We start from the raw sequence: 18,540 nt of genomic DNA, 5'->3' as shown, positions 1-18,540 counted from the left end.
ACAAACCTTGCCACTCATTAACCTCCAGACCCAAGAATCAGTCACTGCTGCTATATATTTAGTATAGCTCCTCTTTACTTTTTCTTTTACTTCACACATTACGGCTAGATAGCGTTTCGTGACTATTTTTAGAGTAAGTCATCTCAATTTAACCACTTTTTAGCCCCTCTCCTATCGCTTCCAATAAGGTGTATGATATAATAAGGCTAGGACTGGAAAGCATATGACACACTCTTTAATCACACGTATCAACTCTTATTACGACAATCTTAGCAAGTCTGACCAAGCAATTTCAAATTACTTGATCAAGAACATGGATAGTGCTGCACACTTGTCTATCCAAGACTTTGCCAAAAATGTTCAGGTATCTACAGCAACCATTTCACGCTTTGCAAAAAAGATTGGCTTTGATTCTTTTCAAGATTTAAAGCTAGCTATCCACAGCACCGAAAAATTCAAATCAGATAATTTCTTCAGCGAGCTGTCGCCTAGGGATAGCTATAAAGATATCCTGACAAAAAACTTTACAAGCAACACTTTGTCATTAAATGCGACACTGCAGCTCATAGATAGCAACACGCTAGATGAGATAATGAATGTTCTCCTTTCTGCAAAGACGTGTGGTTTTTTTGGCGTGGGAGGTTCCAATGCCGTGGCTTTGATTGCTTATCATAAGTTTTTACGTATGCCTCTACAAACTGTCTATCACCAAGACTTCCACTACCAGCAAATGTTGGCTTCCAAGTTAACGAAAAATGACTGTGCCTTTGTTATTTCACATACTGGAAAAAACAAGGACACACTCAAGATTGTTGATATATTGAAAAATAATCAAGTTCCTGTAATTGCAATAACATCATTTGCTCACTCAGCATTGGTGAAAAAAAGTGACTTATCCCTCATTTCAATAGCTGAGGAGATTTCTTTCCGACCAGAAGCTGTTGCTTCAACTGTTTCCCAAATCAGTCTTCTTGATGCTATCTTTTTGATGTATGGCATGAGGAGCCAAGACACAATTGAGCACTCTTTGGAAAACATTCGGGAAGTTATTAGTCAAACCCGCTTAAATTAATTTATCAAGTTAATGTTCTAGGAGGACCAAAATGGCATTTACTGAAACAAAAGGACGCTATGCAAGCTATGGTACTGTATCAAGTATCCCTGGCGAAATCATTGACAGTTTTTGGTTCATCATTGACAATCAGCTCAAAGGTGTTATTGCCCTTGAGCCTCTTATCAATTTTGAATTGTTGAACCAAAACGGTTTACTTTCTGTAAAATTTTCGCAGCCAAAGAACCCTTTGACGATTACTGTTGATTTCCGCTATCCTTTCAATCCCTCTTGGCCGCGCCATTTTCACGCTGTCGACAATAATGGCAAAGAAACCATTATTTCTTCAGGAGAGCGCCAATGAGCACCGAATATGAAAATACAAACGAAAAACATTCAAGAGCTAGCACTGCTTCTTGAATGTTTTTATTTTATTGACGAATGATTAGAGCTGGACGCACACCACCAACAGCAGAAACATTGTTTGCAGCACGGTTGGATAGCATTCCGGACATCTCTACTCTATTTACATCCCACGCACTTTCTCCCAGAACTGCAGGAGTACGTGTCCACCACCACATAAAATTAGGGGCTTCACGCGAAGTCCGGCTAGGGAAGGCTCTACCTGGCCCTGATAAGCGAGCGACGTCTGCTAAAGAGAGGGCAAAAGCACGTCTTGTCCCACTGGCATCGACCTGGGTAACATCTGCCGCAACTTCAGGGAAGTCATCTATATTATCAGGTAGCCAGCGCCATGCTTCTGACCAAGTGATGGAGGCATTTTCAACATTTCCTGTCACAAAATTTTCTCTCACTGGCTGAACCATAGCTCGAACCTCTGAGGCAAGCTCTCCCGTGTACCAGCTGTCCAAATAAGCATTCTGAGCATTGAATGAAAGAGCTGGGGTAACATGATTACGGATAATCATATGGTTACGGTTCCCCATATTCTCCAAATAACGATACTGCTCATTAGCCATAGTGAATATCGTCCCCGGTGCCATAATACTAAAGTTGATTTGGTCGGGTTGGACATTGTCATCTGGTCCCGGGTTCCCCAGTTGTTATCAATGGAACCAGTCTGTACAGCTGTCAAGAAGTCAGACAAGTCATCATGGTGCGTAAAGCTTCCATCTGCAGCCAAGAAGTCATTGATACGGTCAGGACTGATCAGTTGCCCGTCCACATGGATACCGTAGTAATATTCTCCCGGGATAGCATTCGCTGCTGCGGTCATCTCTGCTGCATCCAAGAGGTAAGAAGTGGTCTCTCCTGCTTGAAGTTGGTTGGCCCAGTAAGCCCAGCCTGTTTGGTGGTCGATGACCCAGAAGTTTCCGACTTTCAGGTTATTAGGCAAGGCTGCCCACTGGCTGATGGTCATCGGGGCACGGTCTTGTTGCAGGTTTTGGGCTGCATCATGGGTGACTTCTTCTCCCGGCCAAACTGGACCGCTATTGTTAAAGCTGTCGCCAGAGGACCAGTAGGCATCTGTACCATCTCCGGGGTGAGTGGCGCCATCTGTTACCCCGTCTGTGGCTGTGCTTATGACCCAGTCACGGGCATGTCCTGCAGAGGCGGTCATCAGGTCTTGGTTGTCCCGGTTGAAGGTCGGCATGAACCATGGGGCATCTTGACCTGAGCGGCTCCAACCAAAGGTCAGGTTGGCGTAGGTGTTGAAGGCTGCCGAGTCATCTACACGGGTGTTGAGATTAGTCTCTGAGGGACGCATGACCGTCCAAGTGTCCACTTGGTCACGGATGGTGCCGTTCACTATAGGGGTGAAGTCTGTGTCTCCTGCTGAGCGTTTCTCCATGAACTCGGAGAGGCGGATACGGGCCATGAGGGGCACATTGCCATAGTTCTCCACGAAGACGTCCTTGTTTTCGGTGTCACGGTTGTAGTAGTCGTGGACGCGGCCTCCGGGGATGTTTTCTCGGATGCGGTCATTGATGGCCCGCTGGTTGAAGGCTTGGAAGGCGAAGGTGCCGCCTACCAAGAGCAATAAGAGGGACAGGAGCGCGAGGTTGCGCAGCCGCCGCTGGTTTTTCTTTTCTGGTGTCATAAACTCCTCCTTTGACGTAACGTGTGGTTTAGATTTTTCATTACATATACATTTCTAATGTTACGTTTACTTTCTGAGTCTATAGTATAAAAAAAAGGTCAAATGAAATGAGTGTTTGATGAGAAAAACGCCCATGCGGTGTATATACTGCACCTTTGGACGTTTTTTCTTAAATCTCATAATACACTATCTCTGGAGGTACACCAAACCTTATAGGTAAAAAAGTCAAGCCTATTCCTGCATTGACAAAGAGTTTCGTGTTTCCCCCTAAGTCATATAAACCAGAGTCATAAGCTTTAGAGCCATCATTACGCAAACGAAAATTTCCAAGACGGATTTGACCACCGTGGCTGTGCCCTGCAACTACCAAATCATACTGTTCCGGATGTTCAACCTGTAAAATCGTATCCGGCTCATGAATCATTAAAAGGGAAAACTCCGCTTGCTCAGGTAACATCCCAAAATTTGGCTGACCTTCGCGCAAGTCAGCAAGCCCCGTCAATGATACATCTCCTGCCCGTACAGACTGATTTGTAAGTACTGTGAATCCTGACTCTTCCAGAAAGCTTCTTATGTAGTTAGGATGTCCCTCCTCCGAAAAATCATGATTGCCCAAAATAGCAAATTTCCCCAAAGGAGCATCTAAATCCGCCAGAATTTCTTTAACTTTATTTCTCTCGTGCTTTTGAGCCCAGCTTACCTTGTCAAATAAGTCACCTGTAAACAAAATCAAGTCAGGCTGATTCTGCTTTATATGCTTCGAAAATTTATAAAATCGGTATGGCCGGGTGTGCCAGTTAAAATGCGTATCTGTAAAATGTGCAACTTTTAATCCTTTCCTATCTGAGATTTTCACTTCCCGTACACGCATAAAGTGTGGTTCAAGCAAAATCCCATAAAACAGGAAACTAAAAAGTAGAATTATAATCCATATCATTGCTTTTAATTTCTTAACTTCTCTTTTTTCCTAATCATTTGTAGGTCTGCGAGATTACGCGGAAACCTTGCTCTGGTTCAGTCATATATAACATTCTTCTAATGCCCAACCAATCATGTGCTTTTCAAACTCTCTTTTGTCTCACCTCTTCTTCAGCAGGGAAGACCGTTTTTTAAAGGAGCTACATCTTTGGCACACTGTATAAATCCTTCGCACTCTCATTCAATATTTTTTAGAAATGCTTCTGTATCAGATATTTATTTACTCATCCCAAGAGCTCAACTTGTAACTAAAGCTAATTTTTGCAATTCCTTTGGCAGCTTAACCATATAGCCGTCTTGCAAAAAGGCTTCTTTCATTTCTAGTATAACATAAAGTCAAACAAGACTGAGTGGAGTCACCCTTACATAAGTTTTGGAAGCGAGGAGCTTAACCGTTATAATATACGGGATGGTACTCAAAAAATCAAAGTTAGAGTACGAAAAAAGACACCCTCTGGTATCTTTTTTTATATCTTTAGTTTTCGTCAGAAGCTACGAATGGCAAAAGAGCCATAACACGTGCGCGTTTGATAGCTGTAACCACTTTACGTTGGTTTTTAGCTGAAGTACCAGTTACGCGACGTGGCAAGATTTTACCACGTTCTGAGATAAAACGTTTCAATAGTTCAGTGTCTTTGTAATCAACAACTTCGATTTTGTTAGCTGCGATAAAGTCAACTTTTTTACGGCGTTTGAAGCCACCACGTTTTTGAAAAGCCATAGTGTGTTTCTCCTTATATTATTATTTTATGATGTTTCACAGAAAAGTACTATCAGCGTTCTGTGAAACTAATAAGAGGCTTAGCAGCCCACTCGTGTTGGAAAGAAGAGCCTTAACTCCCTCTGCAACAGACTATTAAAATGGAAGATCATCATCAGAAATTTCCATCGGTGAGCCACCAAAAGGATCAGCATCACGACCAAAATCAGGTGTCGCAGTACTTGCTGTGCTCGTTCCAGCAAATGTACTGTTTTGCGGTTGTTGCTGTTGTGGTGCACTGTATGAACCACTTCCACCTTCACGCACGGCACGACTTTCAAGCATTTGGAAGTTATCCGCCAATACCTCAGTCACGTAAACACGTTGACCTTCTTTGTTCTCATAATTCCGCACTTGAATGCTACCTGTCACACCAATTAAGGCACCCTTTTTCGCCCAATTTGCCAAGTTCTCAGCAAATTGACGCCAGATGACACAGTTGATGAAATCAGCTTCACGTTCGCCTTGCGCATTTTTAAAACGGCGGTTAACAGCAAGCGTAAATGTAGCAACCGCAGTATTTTGCGGTGTGTAACGTAGTTCAGGGTCACGCACAAGGCGTCCAACCAAAACAACATTATTAATCATGATGTCTCTCCTTTAATTTTGTCCAGCTAAACCAGAATTAAGCTTCTACTTTAGTGATCATATGACGAAGAATATCGCCGTTAATCTTAGCAAGACGGTCAAATTCGCTCAAAGCCGCTGAATCAGTAGACGCTTCAAGAGTTACGATGTGGTAGATACCTTCACGGAAATCTTGAATTTCGTAAGCGAGTTTACGTGTTTCCCAGTCTTTAGACTCAAGATTCACAGCACCGTTGTCAGTCAAGATATTATCGAAACGTTCAACGAGAGCTTTCTTTGCTTCTTCTTCAATGTTCGGACGAATAATATAAAGAATTTCGTATTTTGTCATTGATTTTTCCTCCTTTTGGACTAATGACACAGGTTGGAGCCTGTGTAAGTTATGAGTTTTACTCACAAGTATATATTCTATCAGATTAGCAGTTTTTTTGCAAGCTGCCCCACTCCTATCACAGAAATTTCACGGCTTATTAAAAAACTATAATAACTATCTCGAAACACTGATTTAGAAGCACTTGTAGTGTACGCACATTTTTCTTAAAAAGAGCCGCTTCGAAGGTATTTTACTCTTTCAAGTGTAAAAGTTATTCAAGAAAAGGGGGAATTTCTCAGAGCTTGTGAAACTTCCGTGTCCCTTCTCGTAGAAATCTTAAAACGAAACCAAAAGAAAACAACCCTCTGCACATGCAGAAGATTTTTCACCTTTCTTTATTTATCAAGCTACAACATCGAGCACATTAGCTGGAATGTAGCGGTACTCACCTTCTTTCGACTGATAGTAGCCAAGTTTTTTCACAATAAAATGCAGTTTGCATTGGTTATCAAAGCGTTGGAATAAGTGTGTTACTTCTCCTTCTTGGCTGCGTGTTACGCGTACAATTTTTTCTCCTGCGTAAGTTGGAGATACATATTTTGGGGTAAATGCCATAACAAACCACCTCCCGATATAATTCAGATGAAAGCGTGCTCATCTACCTTCTATTATAACTCTTTTTAGTTTCTAAAACAAACACTTCGCATTATTTATAACCAACAAGCAAAGTTGCATAATTATACACTTTTTTCAGCTTTATCCTTGACAAGCCTCTCAAATTAATCTAAAATATTCATAAATACTTAATAAACGATAGAGGTCGCAGCCAATAATAAGTCGAACGGAGCTTGAGTAAGCTAGGATGTTTGACCCAGGAGCGGTTGCCGAAAGAAAAGTTAAACTCAATACCTTTTCTTGGTTTAACGAGAAATACTTGTTAAACTGTCGTAGTCTAGCTAGACTCTTAGTATAGACACGATGCGCTATTCGGATAAAAATCCTTTCTGACGTTTAGTGATCCCTCGGGATTGCTTTTTTGTATTAATATTCATAAATTTAGGAGAGAAGTAATGGATAATACTGCAAACAACGGACCCACGACAACCACACAAGTAAAACGGGGGCTCAAACATCGCCACTTAACCATGATTGCTTTAGGGGGAACTATCGGTACGGGGTTATTTGTTGCTTCAGGAGCCACAATATCTCAAGCTGGTCCTTTTGGCGCCCTTGTTGCTTATGGAGCTATAGGTCTCATGGTTTTCTTCTTGATGACTTCTCTCGGTGAAATGGCTTCTTACTTGCCACTATCTGGTTCCTTTGCTTCCTTTGCTGACCGTTATGTTGATGAGGCTTTCGGCTTTGCCATGGGCTGGAACTACTGGTTCAACTCAGCAATCACTGTGGCTGTTGAGGCTGCTACAGTCGGTGTAATTATGCAATTCTGGTTGCCACATGTCCCTACATGGATTTGGTCTACCATAGTTATTGGTCTTATCCTATTGGTCAACTTGATTTCTGCCAAGGCTTACGGTGAAGCAGAGTTTTGGATGGCTACGGTTAAAGTTGTTGCCGTTATTGCCTTTATCGTGATTGGTCTCGCAACAATTTTCGGGATTATGAGTTATAAACCCGATGTGGCACGTAACCTTTCTGCTGGAGGAAATCACGGGTTTGTTGGCGGTATCGGAGGAATGATTGCCGTCTTCATGATTGCAGGTTTCTCTTTCCAAGGTACCGAAATCGTTGGTATTGCAGCTGGTGAATCTGAAAATCCTGAAAAAAATGTACCTTCAGCAATCAAACAAGTTTTCTGGCGTATCCTCATTTTCTACTTCCTATCTATCTTTGTCGTTGGAGCTTTAGTCTATTATAAAGACCCTAGTCTTCTCCGTGCTGCTGCTCAAAACGACATTACCGTTTCTCCGTTTACTCTAGTGTGTGAGCGTGCTGGTTTAGCTGCTGCCGCTTCTGTTATGAATGCTGTCATTTTAACATCTGTTATTTCTTCTGCTAACTCTTGGCTCTACGCTGCTTCTCGTATGCTTTTCGGTATGGCTAAGGAAGGACATGCACCAAAGATTTTTGCAAAGACAAACACAAGCACTGGTGTTCCCATCTTTGCTATCCTAGCCACTGTAGCCATTGGTCTTTTAGCTTTCTTGACCAGTATCTTCGGAACAGAAATTTACTTCTACCTCGTAGCCGCCTCTGGTTTATCTGGCTTTCTGGCTTGGATTGGTATTGCGATTTGCCATTTTCGCTTCCGCCGTGCTTTTATTAAGCAAGGACATCATCTTTCTGAGTTGGGTTATCATGCCAAATGGTTCCCCATCGGCCCAATTATTGCCTTAATCCTCTCAATCATCATCGTTATCGGTCAAATCACCACTGTCACGATGAGCGTGCAAAACATTGTTACCACTTACTTGGCGCTGCCACTTTTCCTTGTTTTATATTTTTCTTATAAAATTGTTAAGAAGACGAAGCTCATCCCCCTTGAAGAAGTTGACCTGAGTCGCGATATTGATTAAAAACTCAGATAAAACCCTAAAAATCACTCAATACTTGGCTTATAAGGATGCCTTATTGAGTGATTTTTGTTTTGGAGTTTGACTGCTTTAGTTGGATTGATTGATAATTATAGCAGGGCGAATACCACGCACAGGGTGGGTAAATGATACATTATTACTAGCGAACAACTGTCCTGGTCTCTGGAAATTCACATGCCAAGCAAATCCGGGAGCCCCAGGTGTCCGTAACCACCACGAGTTACTGTTCGTCGCCGTACGTCCCAAGGAGTTAGGAAATGCTTGTCCAAGTCCAGATAGGCGTGTAACATCAGCTAAGGAAAGTGCAAACGCACGTGGACTACCACCTGCTCCTTGGACAATTGTTGTCACATCTGCCGCAACCTCACCTTCTAGATTATTGGGAATCCATCGCACACCACCATCAAATGTAACAACATCATCTGGAACACTTCCCGTTATGAAGTTATTAGCTACAGGCTGAACTCTGGCTCTCACTTCTGAATGAAGAGAGTCATACCAAGAATCCAGTTCCTCTTCTTGCTGTACAAATGAAATCTCGGTAATCACATTATTCCGGATAATCATATGGTTGCCAGAACCCATGTTTTCAAGGTAACGGTACTGCTCACCTGCCATGGTAAAGATACGGCCCGGACGCATGGTTGAGAAGTCAAAAGCATCTGGTGCACTGTCTTCGTTAGGCAATGGGTTCTGTCCGTCATCGTACATCACTCCGTTCTGGATACCTTGGAGAAGGTCTTCCAGCTCCGCATGGTGTTGCTCCCCGTCATTGAGGAACTCCTCATGCTGGTCAGGACTCACCAGTCCGCTCTCGACATGAATGCCATAGTAGTAAAAGCCGTTAAAGACCTTGTCCTCAATGGCAGCCGTCATCTCCGCTGCATCAAGCAGGTAAGAGGTGGCTTGTTCCCGGTCCAGTCGGTTGGCCCAGTAAGCCCATCCCGTGTTCGAGTCAACCACCCAGAAGTTGCCTATCTTGTCTTCGTTAGGCAGGTTACTCCACTGGTTCATGGTCATTGGGGCACGGTCTTGGGGAAGGTTTTGGGCTGTTTGGTTGGTCACTTCTTCCCCCGGCCAGATTGGACCACTGTTGTCAAAGTCTTCACCTGCTGACCAGTAGGCATCTGTTCCATCACCCGGGTGTGTTGCGCCATCTGTGACCGCATCTGTAGCACCGTTCCCTTCGATCCAGTCCCGCGCATGACCTGCCGCTGCTGTTCTCTGGTCGAGGTTGTCATGGTTGAAGGTGGGCATATACCATGGAGCATCTTGACCGGAACGTTCCCAACCAAAGATGAGGTTGGCATACTGGTCGAAAGCATTTGAAGCATTAGAGTTTTCACGGTCGGTGATGTCGTTTGCGCTGGGAATCCATGTGGTCCAATTTTCTACATCGTCACGACTGGTTCCTGCCACTAAGGGGGTGAAGTTGCTTTCATCACGTTGACGGGTTTCGAGGAACTCGGACAGGCGTATCCGTGCCATAATCGGCCGTTCGCCATAGTTTTCTACGAAGACGTCCTTGTTTTCGGTGTCTCGGTTGTAGTAGTCGTGGACACGGCCACCGACATTGATCTCCACTTCATTCAGCCGGTCATTGATGGCCCGCTGGTTGAAGGCTTGGAAGGCGAAGGCGCCGCCTACTGCGAGTAACAAGAGCGACAGAAGCACGAGGTTGCGCAGCCGCCGCTGGTTTTTCTTTTCTGGTGTCATAAACTCCTCCTTGACGTAACCTGTGGTTTAGATTTTTCATTACATTTGCATTTCTAATGTTACGTTTACTTTCTGAGTCTATAGTATAAAAAAAAAAAAAAGGTCAAATGAAATGAGTGTTTGATGAGAAAAGCGGAGGGGACCTCCATGTGGGGTAACTTCTGGCTTCCGTAACCAGTGTCCGAAAAGTAGACAAAAAAGCTCCAGTCTAGGCTAGAGCTTCTTGACCTCATGATACTATATTTCTAATCCTTAATCACTTTCACTTTTTCACCAAAAAATTCTTTCGCTTTACTGACAAGCAGTTCCTCTTCGTCTTCTTTAGAGCCTGTCTCGGCAACTATTTCAGTATTTTTCTCTCCTTTTTTTAGGTGCATCACATACTCTTGCCGGACAGACTGCCAATCTTGTTCCGCCAGAGCAATAATCTCCGGTGAAAAACCTAAGATGGAGGACATAAGATTTCCAAATGTTAACTGTAAATTTTCATTTTCAGCTACACGTTTAGCTAGATTTCCATGGGGGAAAGTCACAACGACAAAGTTGCTTGATGCTGCTACAGGCGCTGTGTTATTGATTAACGCACGCTCTGAAGGCTTTGTAAAACTTGAAACAATCTCTGGCCAAGCCCCGAAAACAGCTTGACGTGCTTCATTTGTTGCTTCTCTTAACGCTTTAAAAATCAAGTCTTGATTTACTTGATATTTTTCTGAACTCGTTTGCAGCTTCACTTGACGCTTGATTTGCACTTCTTGACTTATGGAAGATACAGAAGGCTTATTTTCAACTTCTGCCAACTTGGCCTTAAGCTCCCGAAGCTCTGCTTTTATAGCTTGAAGTTCCTGCGCCAAATCCTCTGAAACCGCCGCGTCTTCTGCAGGATGAGAAGCACCGGCATCCACTAAGCGCATCGTCATGACATCGGCAGCAATTTTGCTTTGCGTTGTTTCTTTGATAATCTTCAAGGACTCAATCGCTATATTGATCCATTGATAAATTCGCGCCCGAGGTATCTTGTTGTCTTCCTTCAAAAGCAGGTCACGGAAATAGGTTAGAAGATCTTCTGTGAAGCGCAACATATTTTTACCTTCAAGAAAAATCTTCTCTAAATCCGCCAGTGCTGAGGTCACATCCGAATCTGCCAGCGCAGAAACATAAGAAACCAGCGCTTCGTTGGCAATTGAACCTGTTACGAGTAGAGCATCTTTTTCTTCAAGTTTACCCTCTGAAAAACTCAACGCTTGATCAAGTAAACTCAAGGCATCACGCATCCCACCTTCCGCAGATTTAGCAATCACATCAAGGGCCGCCTCTTCAAAGTCAATCTTTTCATCAGATAAAACTTCCGCTAAATGCTGATGAATATCACTAGTCGTAATAGCTTTGAAAGCAAAGCGTTGCACACGACTAATAATCGTTGCTGGGATTTTTTGCAACTCGGTCGTTGCTAGAACAAAGACAACATTATCCGTTGGTTCTTCCAAAGTTTTCAGCAAAGCATTGAAGGCCCCTGTTGACAGCATGTGAACCTCGTCAATGATATAGACCTTGTAAGTCACGCGATTGGCTACATAAGTGGATTTGTCACGGATTTCTCGGATTTCATCGACACCGTTATTTGAAGCAGCATCGAGCTCAATAACATCTTCTAAATTTCCTTGGGTAATCGCTTGACAAATGTCACACTTGTTACAAGGCTCACCCTCTTTTTGATTGGGACAATTGATGGCTTTGGCAAAGATTTTTGCTGCTGAAGTTTTCCCAGTCCCTCTTGGACCGCTAAAAAGATAGGCATGAGAAATCTGGCCATTCATAATGGCATTTTTCAGTGTTGTCGCAACAACTTCTTGCCCAACCATTTCGTCAAATCTTTGACTACGATATTTTCTATATAAAGCTTGATAAGCCATTTTTCATTCCTTCTAGTAAAGATCTGGCTCTGCGCCAAGACCAAGTTCTTCATTGATACGGAAAAGAACATCACGCGCAAGGATAGACTGATCAATATCTGTTGAATTATAATTTTTCATGGCCTTGTAAACTGCCCAAACCCTTGCACGAATAACTGTTGCTTTATCAGCTTCAACGGCTGAGAAAAATATCTTTCTCTGTTTCTCATCAAAAATTTCCCAAGCGATTGTCAAGTCACTGGCGGGATCTCCCACAATCAAAACCTCTGTCTCAACCACACCAGAAAATTTATCCTTAGTCACCCAAACTGTTTCCAAATTCAGATTGCCATGTAACACCACTGGTGATTTTGTCCAAGGGTTCCTGCTTGCTTTCTCCCAATACATACGAAGGTCTTCCACCGGCACAACTCTCTTCATCTGGTCTAGCAGGGTAAAAAATTCTGCTTCAATAACCGGCAGCATTAGCTCTGCACTCTGTGCTCCAGTCGCCTCCAACTTGTGCAATTGATAAATAAAGTTTCCCAAATCTTGAGCAAATGCCTTGGGCTCCGCCAAACGGTTAAAACCCACTGGCGTCCCTTCCTTATCTTTAAACCTATCTCTGATAAATTGATTTACTGTTTCTTTCATCTTTTCCCTCACTCAAAAAATCTCCAGTCCGTCCTATCTGATAAAATCTGACAGAATTCTTCAAGATACTTCTGATCAATATCGTCATAAAACGATAGCTCAGCGGCATCCAAATCTAAAACACCTTTGAGTTCCCCATCTTTGACAAGAGGCACGACAATTTCAGACATTGCACGACTGTCACAGGAGATATAGTTTTTATGTTCCTTAACATTGTCAACGATTAAGGTTTGACGTTTAGCAGCAGCCTCCCCACACACGCCTGCTCCCAACTTGATTTCCACACAAGAAACACCACCTTGAAAAGGGCCTAAAATCAACTGTTCACCATTATAGAGATAAAATCCCACAAACACTTGTTGAGGCAAAAAGCTATTCAAGAGGGCTGCGGCATTAGACAAGTTAGACAATGTATAGTTCTGTGCCGAAAGAAGTCCTTTCAACTGATTATTCAGGAGCTCATATCCTTCAACTTTTTCTTTTTTATTCATTGCTTCATCAAACTTCCTTTAATCAAGCCATTTCTGGCTCTGTTTTTTTACAAAAGGACCAGAAAAGGACAAACGTTTTAGCATTAAGCCCTTTACAATCTCTGATTAAATTATATCAAAAAAGCGCCTTCTATTAAAACATGGAGAAGCAAAAAAGCAGATTGCTCTGCTTTTAGAGTGTGGACAAGTAAGCCTACTTTCCTCCCTTTGAGTTTTAGAGTTAAATTTTTCTACTCCAAAGAAAACTCAAAATGGATTTTTTATTTTTTGAAGCTTTTCGCTAAGTTCAAAGCAGCTTCCCCTGCTTTACTTCTAACCTAATAAGCCAATAACAAGCCCCATCACAAGCAGACCAATCAATCCGTTCACAAGATGAAGACCAATCAGTTTTTTACTTTGCCCACTGTAAGCTGCCAAGACGAATTGCCCAACACCATAAAAAGCCAACCAGTTGAGAAAAGCCATCATAAGTGCCGCCACCAGTGGACTGACACCAAACGTGCTTCCAATACCTGCCGAAGCTGTTTTTACTGCATGTGAAAGTCCAATTGCCATGAAGACTCCCACAAGAATCGTCCCACCAAATGTAAAAAGCATATCTGCAGCAGACATTTTTTGTTTTTCCATTTTTTCCGCCATACCGGACTCTTTAGCCCAAAAACGCCCCCAGACATGCATAGGATTATACAATAAACTTTCGACCATAACCCATGCTAAAGTTCCAGCAAAAATACCTAACCAATTAAACATATTCATCACCTGCTTCTATATTTCTCAGAGTAAGCACCAATCACTGTTAGTAACCCTAATCTTTTTACATCCTATAATATTAACGAAACATTGTCAATCAATTTCAAAAAAAGACATCTTGGCGTATAAATACTCAGGATACAATTCAATTGCTTCCACTTTCAACAGTTTGTCCAACAGTATATTTGTTTACCTCAGCCTAATATGAACAAAATTCATCGATGCATCAACTAAATTCCGGAAGGTGTAATGAGGACTTGAAATATGCTAAAATAAAGCTATGACTTTAGAAAATATCCGGAAGGAAATAGATGCCTTAGATGAACAAATTCTTGGGCTTTTAAACCAACGTATGTCTCTCGTTGAAAAAGTTATTGCCGCCAAGGAGCAAAAAAACTTACAGGTGCTTGATGCAGCACGGGAAAAGTTTATTCTAGAAAAAATTGAGAATAAAATAAAAAATCCCCAATACGCTGCTTCCATCCAATCTATTTACAAAGAAATCATGAAGCACTCTCGAGATTATCAAGAACAAAAACGCCTTAAAGAATAATCTCCCGAAAAATGACAATAAAAAATGGCCCTCATGTCTAGGACTCCATTTTGAGAAATTTTGAACCAATATGACTTTTTCAGTAAACTACTAAAGAGCTAGTTTCCCTTTCATACTTGAACGTAAGGCCATATACTCTAGCTGTGGCAAGTCCAAGAGAATGACTTTGCTATTTTCCAATTCATCCGTAGAAAGTAAGGCGTTCAAAAAACCTTTGATCTCAGTGGTTCCAAGCTCTAAACACGCCACAAAAATAATATGCTTGGGAGCTTCTAACCCTCCAATGAACTGTGAAAAATCCGTTGAGGTAAGAGCTAGCTCAGAGTCTTTACGATGCACGACAGTTAAATCTTCTTGATCTGATAAATATTTTGCCGCAAAGTCATCAAAGAGAGCCATGTTTACAACATCTCCTTGCACTTCAGAAACCGCATAAGCTCCTCTTTCTTGCATAGCAATCTTAAGGACTTGCCCATATTCTACCTTGTCTATGATGCTTTTCAAATTTTCTTTTATATCCATAGGACTAGTTTAGTCTTTTTAGTAGGAAAATTCAAAAAAAGCACCTCAGATAATGATTATTGAAAAAAGTTAGCTTGTCTCCCCACAAAGAGAACCTCAGACAAAATCCCCCTAAAAATTAAAAAAACGCTTAACCATGGGCATAAGCCTAGATTGGTTGAGCGTTTTTGTGCTTTAGTTGAAATCAGCTAGCCTGCCATTTTTCAACAGTCTCCAAGGAAGATTATCTATTTTTAGTAAAGTTCCAAATAGTTATCAATTTCCCATTGGCTGACAAATTGCGCATAGCTTGCCCACTCGATCTTCTTCGCTTCCACAAAATTAACGAGAACATGATCGCCCAGAGCTGCAGTTACCACCTCATCTTCACGAAGAGCTTTAACCGCATTGTGCAAAGTTGACGGCAAGTCCGTAATACCATGTGCCTTGCGTTCACTTTCAGTCATAACATAGATATTTTCTTCCACAGCTTCTGGTGCAGCAATTTTATTTTCAATCCCATCAAGACCAGAAGCAAGTAGAACAGCCAAGGTCAAGTAAGGATTAGCCGATGGGTCAACTGAACGAAGCTCCACTCGTGTAGACATTCCACGTGATGCTGGGACACGAATCAAAGGCGAACGGTTGCGCCCAGCCCAAGCAATGTAAACTGGTGCTTCATAACCAGGAACCAAACGCTTATAACTGTTTACAGTAGGATTTGTAATAGCTGTATAGTTGTAAGCATGTTTAAGTAAACCACCGATAAAGTAGTGCGCCACCTCAGAAAGTCCCATCTCTCCTGCTTCATCATAGAAGGCATTTTGACCGTCCTCTGTAAAGAGCGACATGTTACAGTGCATCCCAGAACCGTTGATACCAAACTTCGGTTTGGCCATGAAAGTTGCGTGTAAACCATGTTTACGCGCAATTGTCTTTACAACAAGTTTAAAAATCTGAATATTATCACAGGCCTTTAAAGCATCGGCATATTTAAAGTCAATCTCATGCTGACCAACTGCAACTTCATGGTGGCTGGCTTCCACTTCAAAGCCTAAGTCCGTAAGGACGTTGACGATTTCACGACGTGTATTTCCCGCCAAGTCTGTAGGTGCGAGATCAAAATATCCCCCTTTGTCATTCACTTCTAAAGTTGGCTCTTGATTTTCGTCAAGTTTAAAGAGGAAAAACTCAGGTTCTGGTCCAAGGTTGAACTTTTTAAAGCCCATTTGTTCCATAGTTTCAAGGTTGCGTTTCAGCACTCCACGCGGATCTCCTGGAAAAGGCTTGCCTTCTGCTGTATAAACATCACAGATAACTCCAGCTACCTTGCCGTACTCGTCCCCCCATGGAAAGATAATCCACGTGTCCCAGTCTGGATAGAGGTACATGTCTGATTCATTGATGCGGACAAAACCTTCTATTGAACTGCCATCAAACATCATCTTATTGTCAAAAAGTTTGTTTAATTGTTCGTCAGTTGCTGGAACTTCTACATTTTTCAAAGTTCCTAGGATGTCGGTAAACATCAAGCGCAGAAACTTGATATTTTTTTCCTTGACGTCACGACGGATATTTTCTGCTGTGATTCCCATAATACGGCTCCTTTTTAAGAGTAAACGATACTTCCTTTTATGTAATATTTTCTTACATGCGCGGCTGGTTGAAGTGAGTTGATGTTGAATGTCCAAAACGCCCTTGTTGCGCAAATTCGCGTTCCAAAGCAAGATGCACTTCGCTGATAGAGAGATTTTTCATTGCTTTTTTCTGTCGTTGAGCATAGATACGTTTAATATCTGCAATATTATTGCCCTCAGATAGTAAATCTGCGATATCAAACACTATCTCAATATCATTAAGAGAGTACATCCGGCGGTTACCTTCGTTACGCTCTGGAAAAAGTAAACCTTGTTCCTCATAGTAGCGAATCTGTCTCGCACTCAATCCTGTTAGTTTCATAACAGTGCCAATTGGCAGCACTGCTAGAGAGTGCCTCAATTCACGTTCTTTCACCCGTTATCTCCTCAACTTCAACTCTATGGCATATTATAAACCTAGTTTAAGCTCTTGTCAAAGGTTTATGTCACATTTTATGACATATTCAATCATTGTTTTCTAAAATTTTTAAACAGCCTTCTTTTACTAAGGCATAAGTTTCCTCAAAATCTCCTGTATACCAAGGATCGGGAACGGATTTTTCCAAAAGCATTTTTACTTTATTTTTTTGATCTGCTGGCGCCATTTTTTCCAAATCCCGTTTATTTGAGGCATCCATCGCAATGATTTGATCAAAGTATTGAAAATCCTCTGGCGTAATCTGCTGACTGCCTTTTTTCTCGTCAAATTTAATGTCATATGCCTTTAGAATAGCGCGCGTCCCAGGATGAATGGGGTTGCCATGCTCCCAACTGGATGTCGCTCTGCTCTCTATCTCATAAGATTTTCCCGCTTTTTCAGCCAAATCTTTCATGACAAACTCAGCCATCGGGCTACGACAAATGTTCCCTAAACAAACAAATACTATTTTTTCCATGTCTTCATTATAGCACATCCAATGGCATAAAAATCACCAGTTACAAACTGACTCTTTAGTTGCCACTTTTAGAAGAGTACCGCAAGCGTAATATATAAAAAATACTCCAGATTGAGTATTTTTTCAATTTTCTTGATAAGAATATCCTAAATGTTCATAAGCCTTTGCGGTTGCTTTCCTTCCTTGCTTTGTCCGCACAATAAAACCTTTTTGAATCAGATAGGGTTCATACATATCTTCAACAGTTTCCTGATCTTCAGCAATGTTAACTGCCAGAGTTCCTAAACCAACTGGTCCTCCATTGTACATTTCAATCATGGTACGCAAGATTTTCTGATCTACATAGTCTAGACCAGCATTGTCCACATCTAAAATTTGAAGTGCTTTATCCGTGATTTCTTTATCCACACGACCATCTCCCATGATTTGCGCAAAGTCGCGCACACGTTTTAACAAACGGTTGGCGATACGTGGTGTCCCTCGGCTACGCAAAGCAATCTCAAGTGCTCCTTCTTCAACCACCTCTACCTCAAATATATCTGCAGTACGTTTGACAATCTCTTCCAAGTCACGCTCAGTATAATACTCCATGTGTGCAGAAATTCCAAAGCGAGCGCGCAAAGGATTAGACAACATCCCTGCTCGTGTCGTTGCACCAACTAAGGTAAAAGGTGGTAAGTCTAAATGGACCGAGCGGCTTCCATCACCAGAGCCCAGCATGATATCAATGTAGAAGTCTTCCATAGCAGAGTAAAGGATTTCCTCAACCTGCATGGGCATACGGTGAATTTCATCAATAAAGAGGACATCGCCAGGTTCGAGTTCATTAAGGATCGCGACCAAGTCGCCCGGCTTTTCGATCGCTGGACCCGAAGTTTGCTTGATATTGACCCCGAGTTCATTAGAAATAACAAAGGCCATGGTTGTTTTACCCAATCCCGGAGGACCAAAAAGAAGCACGTGATCCAGTACTTCCTCACGTAGCTTGGCTGCTTTGATAAAGATTTCGAGTTGTTCTTTAACCTTATCTTGACCGATGTATTGGTTGAAATATTGCGGACGTAAGGACTTTTCAACCAGCGCTTCATCTTCAAGTGGTGTTGCGGATAGATTTTCGTTCATTATTTTTATTATAGCAGAAAAGATGGT

General features: G+C 42.1%; 19 protein-coding genes, 1 pseudogene and 1 riboswitch. Of the genes and pseudogenes, 4 read left to right on the top strand and 16 right to left on the bottom strand.

What is annotated here, in order from left to right:
• The first annotated feature begins 223 nt into the window (after positions 1 to 223).
• Together ACGHCK_RS08130 and ACGHCK_RS08125 are read left to right on the top strand one after the other, a co-directional pair.
• Positions 224 to 1,072: a MurR/RpiR family transcriptional regulator gene (locus ACGHCK_RS08130; protein WP_202231141.1), complete on the top strand. Its 849-nt coding sequence runs from the start codon at positions 224 to 226 to the stop codon at positions 1,070 to 1,072.
• Positions 1,073 to 1,103: 31 nt separating this feature from the next.
• Positions 1,104 to 1,415: a DUF960 domain-containing protein gene (locus tag ACGHCK_RS08125; protein ID WP_202231142.1), complete on the top strand. Its 312-nt coding sequence runs from the start codon at positions 1,104 to 1,106 to the stop codon at positions 1,413 to 1,415.
• Positions 1,416 to 1,482: 67 nt separating this feature from the next.
• Here ACGHCK_RS08125 and ACGHCK_RS08120 read toward each other — a convergent pair.
• The 6 genes and pseudogenes from ACGHCK_RS08120 to ACGHCK_RS08095 form a co-directional block, all read right to left on the bottom strand.
• A pseudogene (locus ACGHCK_RS08120) lies at positions 1,483 to 3,113 on the bottom strand (hypothetical protein).
• Positions 3,114 to 3,282: 169 nt separating this feature from the next.
• Positions 3,283 to 4,050, bottom strand: a complete 768-nt coding sequence (locus ACGHCK_RS08115) for a metallophosphoesterase (RefSeq protein ID WP_251422083.1) — start codon at positions 4,048 to 4,050, stop codon at positions 3,283 to 3,285.
• A 516-nt stretch (positions 4,051 to 4,566) separates the two neighbouring features.
• Positions 4,567 to 4,812, bottom strand: a complete 246-nt coding sequence (rpsR, locus tag ACGHCK_RS08110; RefSeq protein WP_003133134.1) for a 30S ribosomal protein S18 — start codon at positions 4,810 to 4,812, stop codon at positions 4,567 to 4,569.
• Positions 4,813 to 4,947: 135 nt separating this feature from the next.
• Positions 4,948 to 5,439, bottom strand: coding sequence for a single-stranded DNA-binding protein (locus tag ACGHCK_RS08105; protein WP_202231671.1), 492 nt, complete (start codon positions 5,437 to 5,439; stop codon positions 4,948 to 4,950).
• A gap of 37 nt (positions 5,440 to 5,476) precedes the next feature.
• The gene (gene rpsF / locus ACGHCK_RS08100) at positions 5,477 to 5,770 is read right to left on the bottom strand and encodes a 30S ribosomal protein S6 (protein ID WP_202231670.1); all 294 of its coding nucleotides are present in this window, start codon (positions 5,768 to 5,770) and stop codon (positions 5,477 to 5,479) included.
• A gap of 384 nt (positions 5,771 to 6,154) precedes the next feature.
• Positions 6,155 to 6,367, bottom strand: coding sequence for a hypothetical protein (locus ACGHCK_RS08095; RefSeq protein WP_202231669.1), 213 nt, complete (start codon positions 6,365 to 6,367; stop codon positions 6,155 to 6,157).
• A 191-nt stretch (positions 6,368 to 6,558) separates the two neighbouring features.
• Positions 6,559 to 6,746, top strand: a riboswitch (Lysine riboswitch).
• 76 nt (positions 6,747 to 6,822) lie between these two features.
• Here ACGHCK_RS08095 and ACGHCK_RS08090 point away from each other — a divergent pair.
• Positions 6,823 to 8,286, top strand: a complete 1,464-nt coding sequence (locus ACGHCK_RS08090; protein WP_271328203.1) for an amino acid permease — start codon at positions 6,823 to 6,825, stop codon at positions 8,284 to 8,286.
• A gap of 87 nt (positions 8,287 to 8,373) precedes the next feature.
• Here the strand turns inward: ACGHCK_RS08090 and ACGHCK_RS08085 are convergent, their stop codons facing one another.
• From ACGHCK_RS08085 to ACGHCK_RS08065, 5 genes are all read right to left on the bottom strand, one after another.
• Positions 8,374 to 10,020, bottom strand: coding sequence for a hypothetical protein (locus tag ACGHCK_RS08085; protein WP_271328204.1), 1,647 nt, complete (start codon positions 10,018 to 10,020; stop codon positions 8,374 to 8,376).
• A gap of 245 nt (positions 10,021 to 10,265) precedes the next feature.
• Entirely contained in the window at positions 10,266 to 11,930 is a 1,665-nt protein-coding gene (gene dnaX / locus ACGHCK_RS08080; protein WP_251422920.1) for a DNA polymerase III subunit gamma/tau, read from the bottom strand.
• Positions 11,931 to 11,942: 12 nt separating this feature from the next.
• Positions 11,943 to 12,563 carry a phosphotransferase gene (locus tag ACGHCK_RS08075; protein WP_251422923.1) on the bottom strand — a complete coding sequence of 207 codons (621 nt, stop codon included), beginning with the start codon at positions 12,561 to 12,563 and terminating at the stop codon, positions 11,943 to 11,945.
• A gap of 8 nt (positions 12,564 to 12,571) precedes the next feature.
• Positions 12,572 to 13,054 carry a GAF domain-containing protein gene (locus ACGHCK_RS08070; RefSeq protein ID WP_202230321.1) on the bottom strand — a complete coding sequence of 161 codons (483 nt, stop codon included), beginning with the start codon at positions 13,052 to 13,054 and terminating at the stop codon, positions 12,572 to 12,574.
• 312 nt (positions 13,055 to 13,366) lie between these two features.
• Positions 13,367 to 13,804, bottom strand: a complete 438-nt coding sequence (locus ACGHCK_RS08065) for a DUF1761 domain-containing protein (protein ID WP_202230322.1) — start codon at positions 13,802 to 13,804, stop codon at positions 13,367 to 13,369.
• A 280-nt stretch (positions 13,805 to 14,084) separates the two neighbouring features.
• Here ACGHCK_RS08065 and ACGHCK_RS08060 point away from each other — a divergent pair, with 280 nt between their 5' ends.
• Complete coding sequence (locus ACGHCK_RS08060) at positions 14,085 to 14,357, top strand: chorismate mutase (protein ID WP_202230323.1); 273 nt, start codon at positions 14,085 to 14,087, stop codon at positions 14,355 to 14,357.
• A gap of 90 nt (positions 14,358 to 14,447) precedes the next feature.
• Here ACGHCK_RS08060 and ACGHCK_RS08055 read toward each other — a convergent pair whose 3' ends face one another.
• From ACGHCK_RS08055 to ruvB, 5 genes are all read right to left on the bottom strand, one after another.
• Complete coding sequence (locus ACGHCK_RS08055) at positions 14,448 to 14,879, bottom strand: hypothetical protein (protein ID WP_251422926.1); 432 nt, start codon at positions 14,877 to 14,879, stop codon at positions 14,448 to 14,450.
• A 233-nt stretch (positions 14,880 to 15,112) separates the two neighbouring features.
• The gene (gene glnA, locus ACGHCK_RS08050) at positions 15,113 to 16,453 is read right to left on the bottom strand and encodes a type I glutamate--ammonia ligase (protein WP_202230325.1); all 1,341 of its coding nucleotides are present in this window, start codon (positions 16,451 to 16,453) and stop codon (positions 15,113 to 15,115) included.
• Between the two features lie 52 nt (positions 16,454 to 16,505).
• A complete protein-coding gene (locus ACGHCK_RS08045; protein ID WP_165713993.1) occupies positions 16,506 to 16,871 on the bottom strand; it encodes a MerR family transcriptional regulator in 366 nt (121 codons plus the stop codon).
• 88 nt (positions 16,872 to 16,959) lie between these two features.
• Positions 16,960 to 17,391 carry a low molecular weight protein-tyrosine-phosphatase gene (locus ACGHCK_RS08040; protein ID WP_202230326.1) on the bottom strand — a complete coding sequence of 144 codons (432 nt, stop codon included), beginning with the start codon at positions 17,389 to 17,391 and terminating at the stop codon, positions 16,960 to 16,962.
• A gap of 123 nt (positions 17,392 to 17,514) precedes the next feature.
• The gene (gene ruvB, locus ACGHCK_RS08035) at positions 17,515 to 18,513 is read right to left on the bottom strand and encodes a Holliday junction branch migration DNA helicase RuvB (RefSeq protein WP_251422929.1); all 999 of its coding nucleotides are present in this window, start codon (positions 18,511 to 18,513) and stop codon (positions 17,515 to 17,517) included.
• Between the last annotated feature and the right edge of the window lie 27 nt (positions 18,514 to 18,540).

It is taken from the genome of Lactococcus muris, assembly GCF_042849115.1.
GTDB classification, from domain to species: domain Bacteria; phylum Bacillota; class Bacilli; order Lactobacillales; family Streptococcaceae; genus Lactococcus; species Lactococcus muris.
This window is presented reverse-complemented; position numbering and strand designations above follow the sequence as displayed.

Bases quoted from the DNA above. Each gene is read 5' to 3' on its own strand.
- ruvB (WP_251422929.1), bottom strand. From the start codon at position 18,513: ATGAACGAAAATCTATCCGCAACACCACTTGAAGATGAAGCGCTGGTT.
- ACGHCK_RS08095 (WP_202231669.1), bottom strand. From the start codon at position 6,367: ATGGCATTTACCCCAAAATATGTATCTCCAACTTACGCAGGAGAAAAA.
- ACGHCK_RS08105 (WP_202231671.1), bottom strand. From the start codon at position 5,439: ATGATTAATAATGTTGTTTTGGTTGGACGCCTTGTGCGTGACCCTGAA.
- ACGHCK_RS08070 (WP_202230321.1), bottom strand. From the start codon at position 13,054: ATGAATAAAAAAGAAAAAGTTGAAGGATATGAGCTCCTGAATAATCAG.
- ACGHCK_RS08090 (WP_271328203.1), top strand. From the start codon at position 6,823: ATGGATAATACTGCAAACAACGGACCCACGACAACCACACAAGTAAAA.
- ACGHCK_RS08065 (WP_202230322.1), bottom strand. From the start codon at position 13,804: ATGTTTAATTGGTTAGGTATTTTTGCTGGAACTTTAGCATGGGTTATG.
- ACGHCK_RS08060 (WP_202230323.1), top strand. From the start codon at position 14,085: ATGACTTTAGAAAATATCCGGAAGGAAATAGATGCCTTAGATGAACAA.
- ACGHCK_RS08115 (WP_251422083.1), bottom strand. From the start codon at position 4,050: ATGATATGGATTATAATTCTACTTTTTAGTTTCCTGTTTTATGGGATT.
- ACGHCK_RS08085 (WP_271328204.1), bottom strand. From the start codon at position 10,020: ATGACACCAGAAAAGAAAAACCAGCGGCGGCTGCGCAACCTCGTGCTT.
- rpsR (WP_003133134.1), bottom strand. From the start codon at position 4,812: ATGGCTTTTCAAAAACGTGGTGGCTTCAAACGCCGTAAAAAAGTTGAC.
- glnA (WP_202230325.1), bottom strand. From the start codon at position 16,453: ATGGGAATCACAGCAGAAAATATCCGTCGTGACGTCAAGGAAAAAAAT.
- ACGHCK_RS08055 (WP_251422926.1), bottom strand. From the start codon at position 14,879: ATGGATATAAAAGAAAATTTGAAAAGCATCATAGACAAGGTAGAATAT.
- ACGHCK_RS08075 (WP_251422923.1), bottom strand. From the start codon at position 12,563: ATGAAAGAAACAGTAAATCAATTTATCAGAGATAGGTTTAAAGATAAG.
- ACGHCK_RS08130 (WP_202231141.1), top strand. From the start codon at position 224: ATGACACACTCTTTAATCACACGTATCAACTCTTATTACGACAATCTT.
- ACGHCK_RS08040 (WP_202230326.1), bottom strand. From the start codon at position 17,391: ATGGAAAAAATAGTATTTGTTTGTTTAGGGAACATTTGTCGTAGCCCG.
- rpsF (WP_202231670.1), bottom strand. From the start codon at position 5,770: ATGACAAAATACGAAATTCTTTATATTATTCGTCCGAACATTGAAGAA.
- ACGHCK_RS08125 (WP_202231142.1), top strand. From the start codon at position 1,104: ATGGCATTTACTGAAACAAAAGGACGCTATGCAAGCTATGGTACTGTA.
- dnaX (WP_251422920.1), bottom strand. From the start codon at position 11,930: ATGGCTTATCAAGCTTTATATAGAAAATATCGTAGTCAAAGATTTGAC.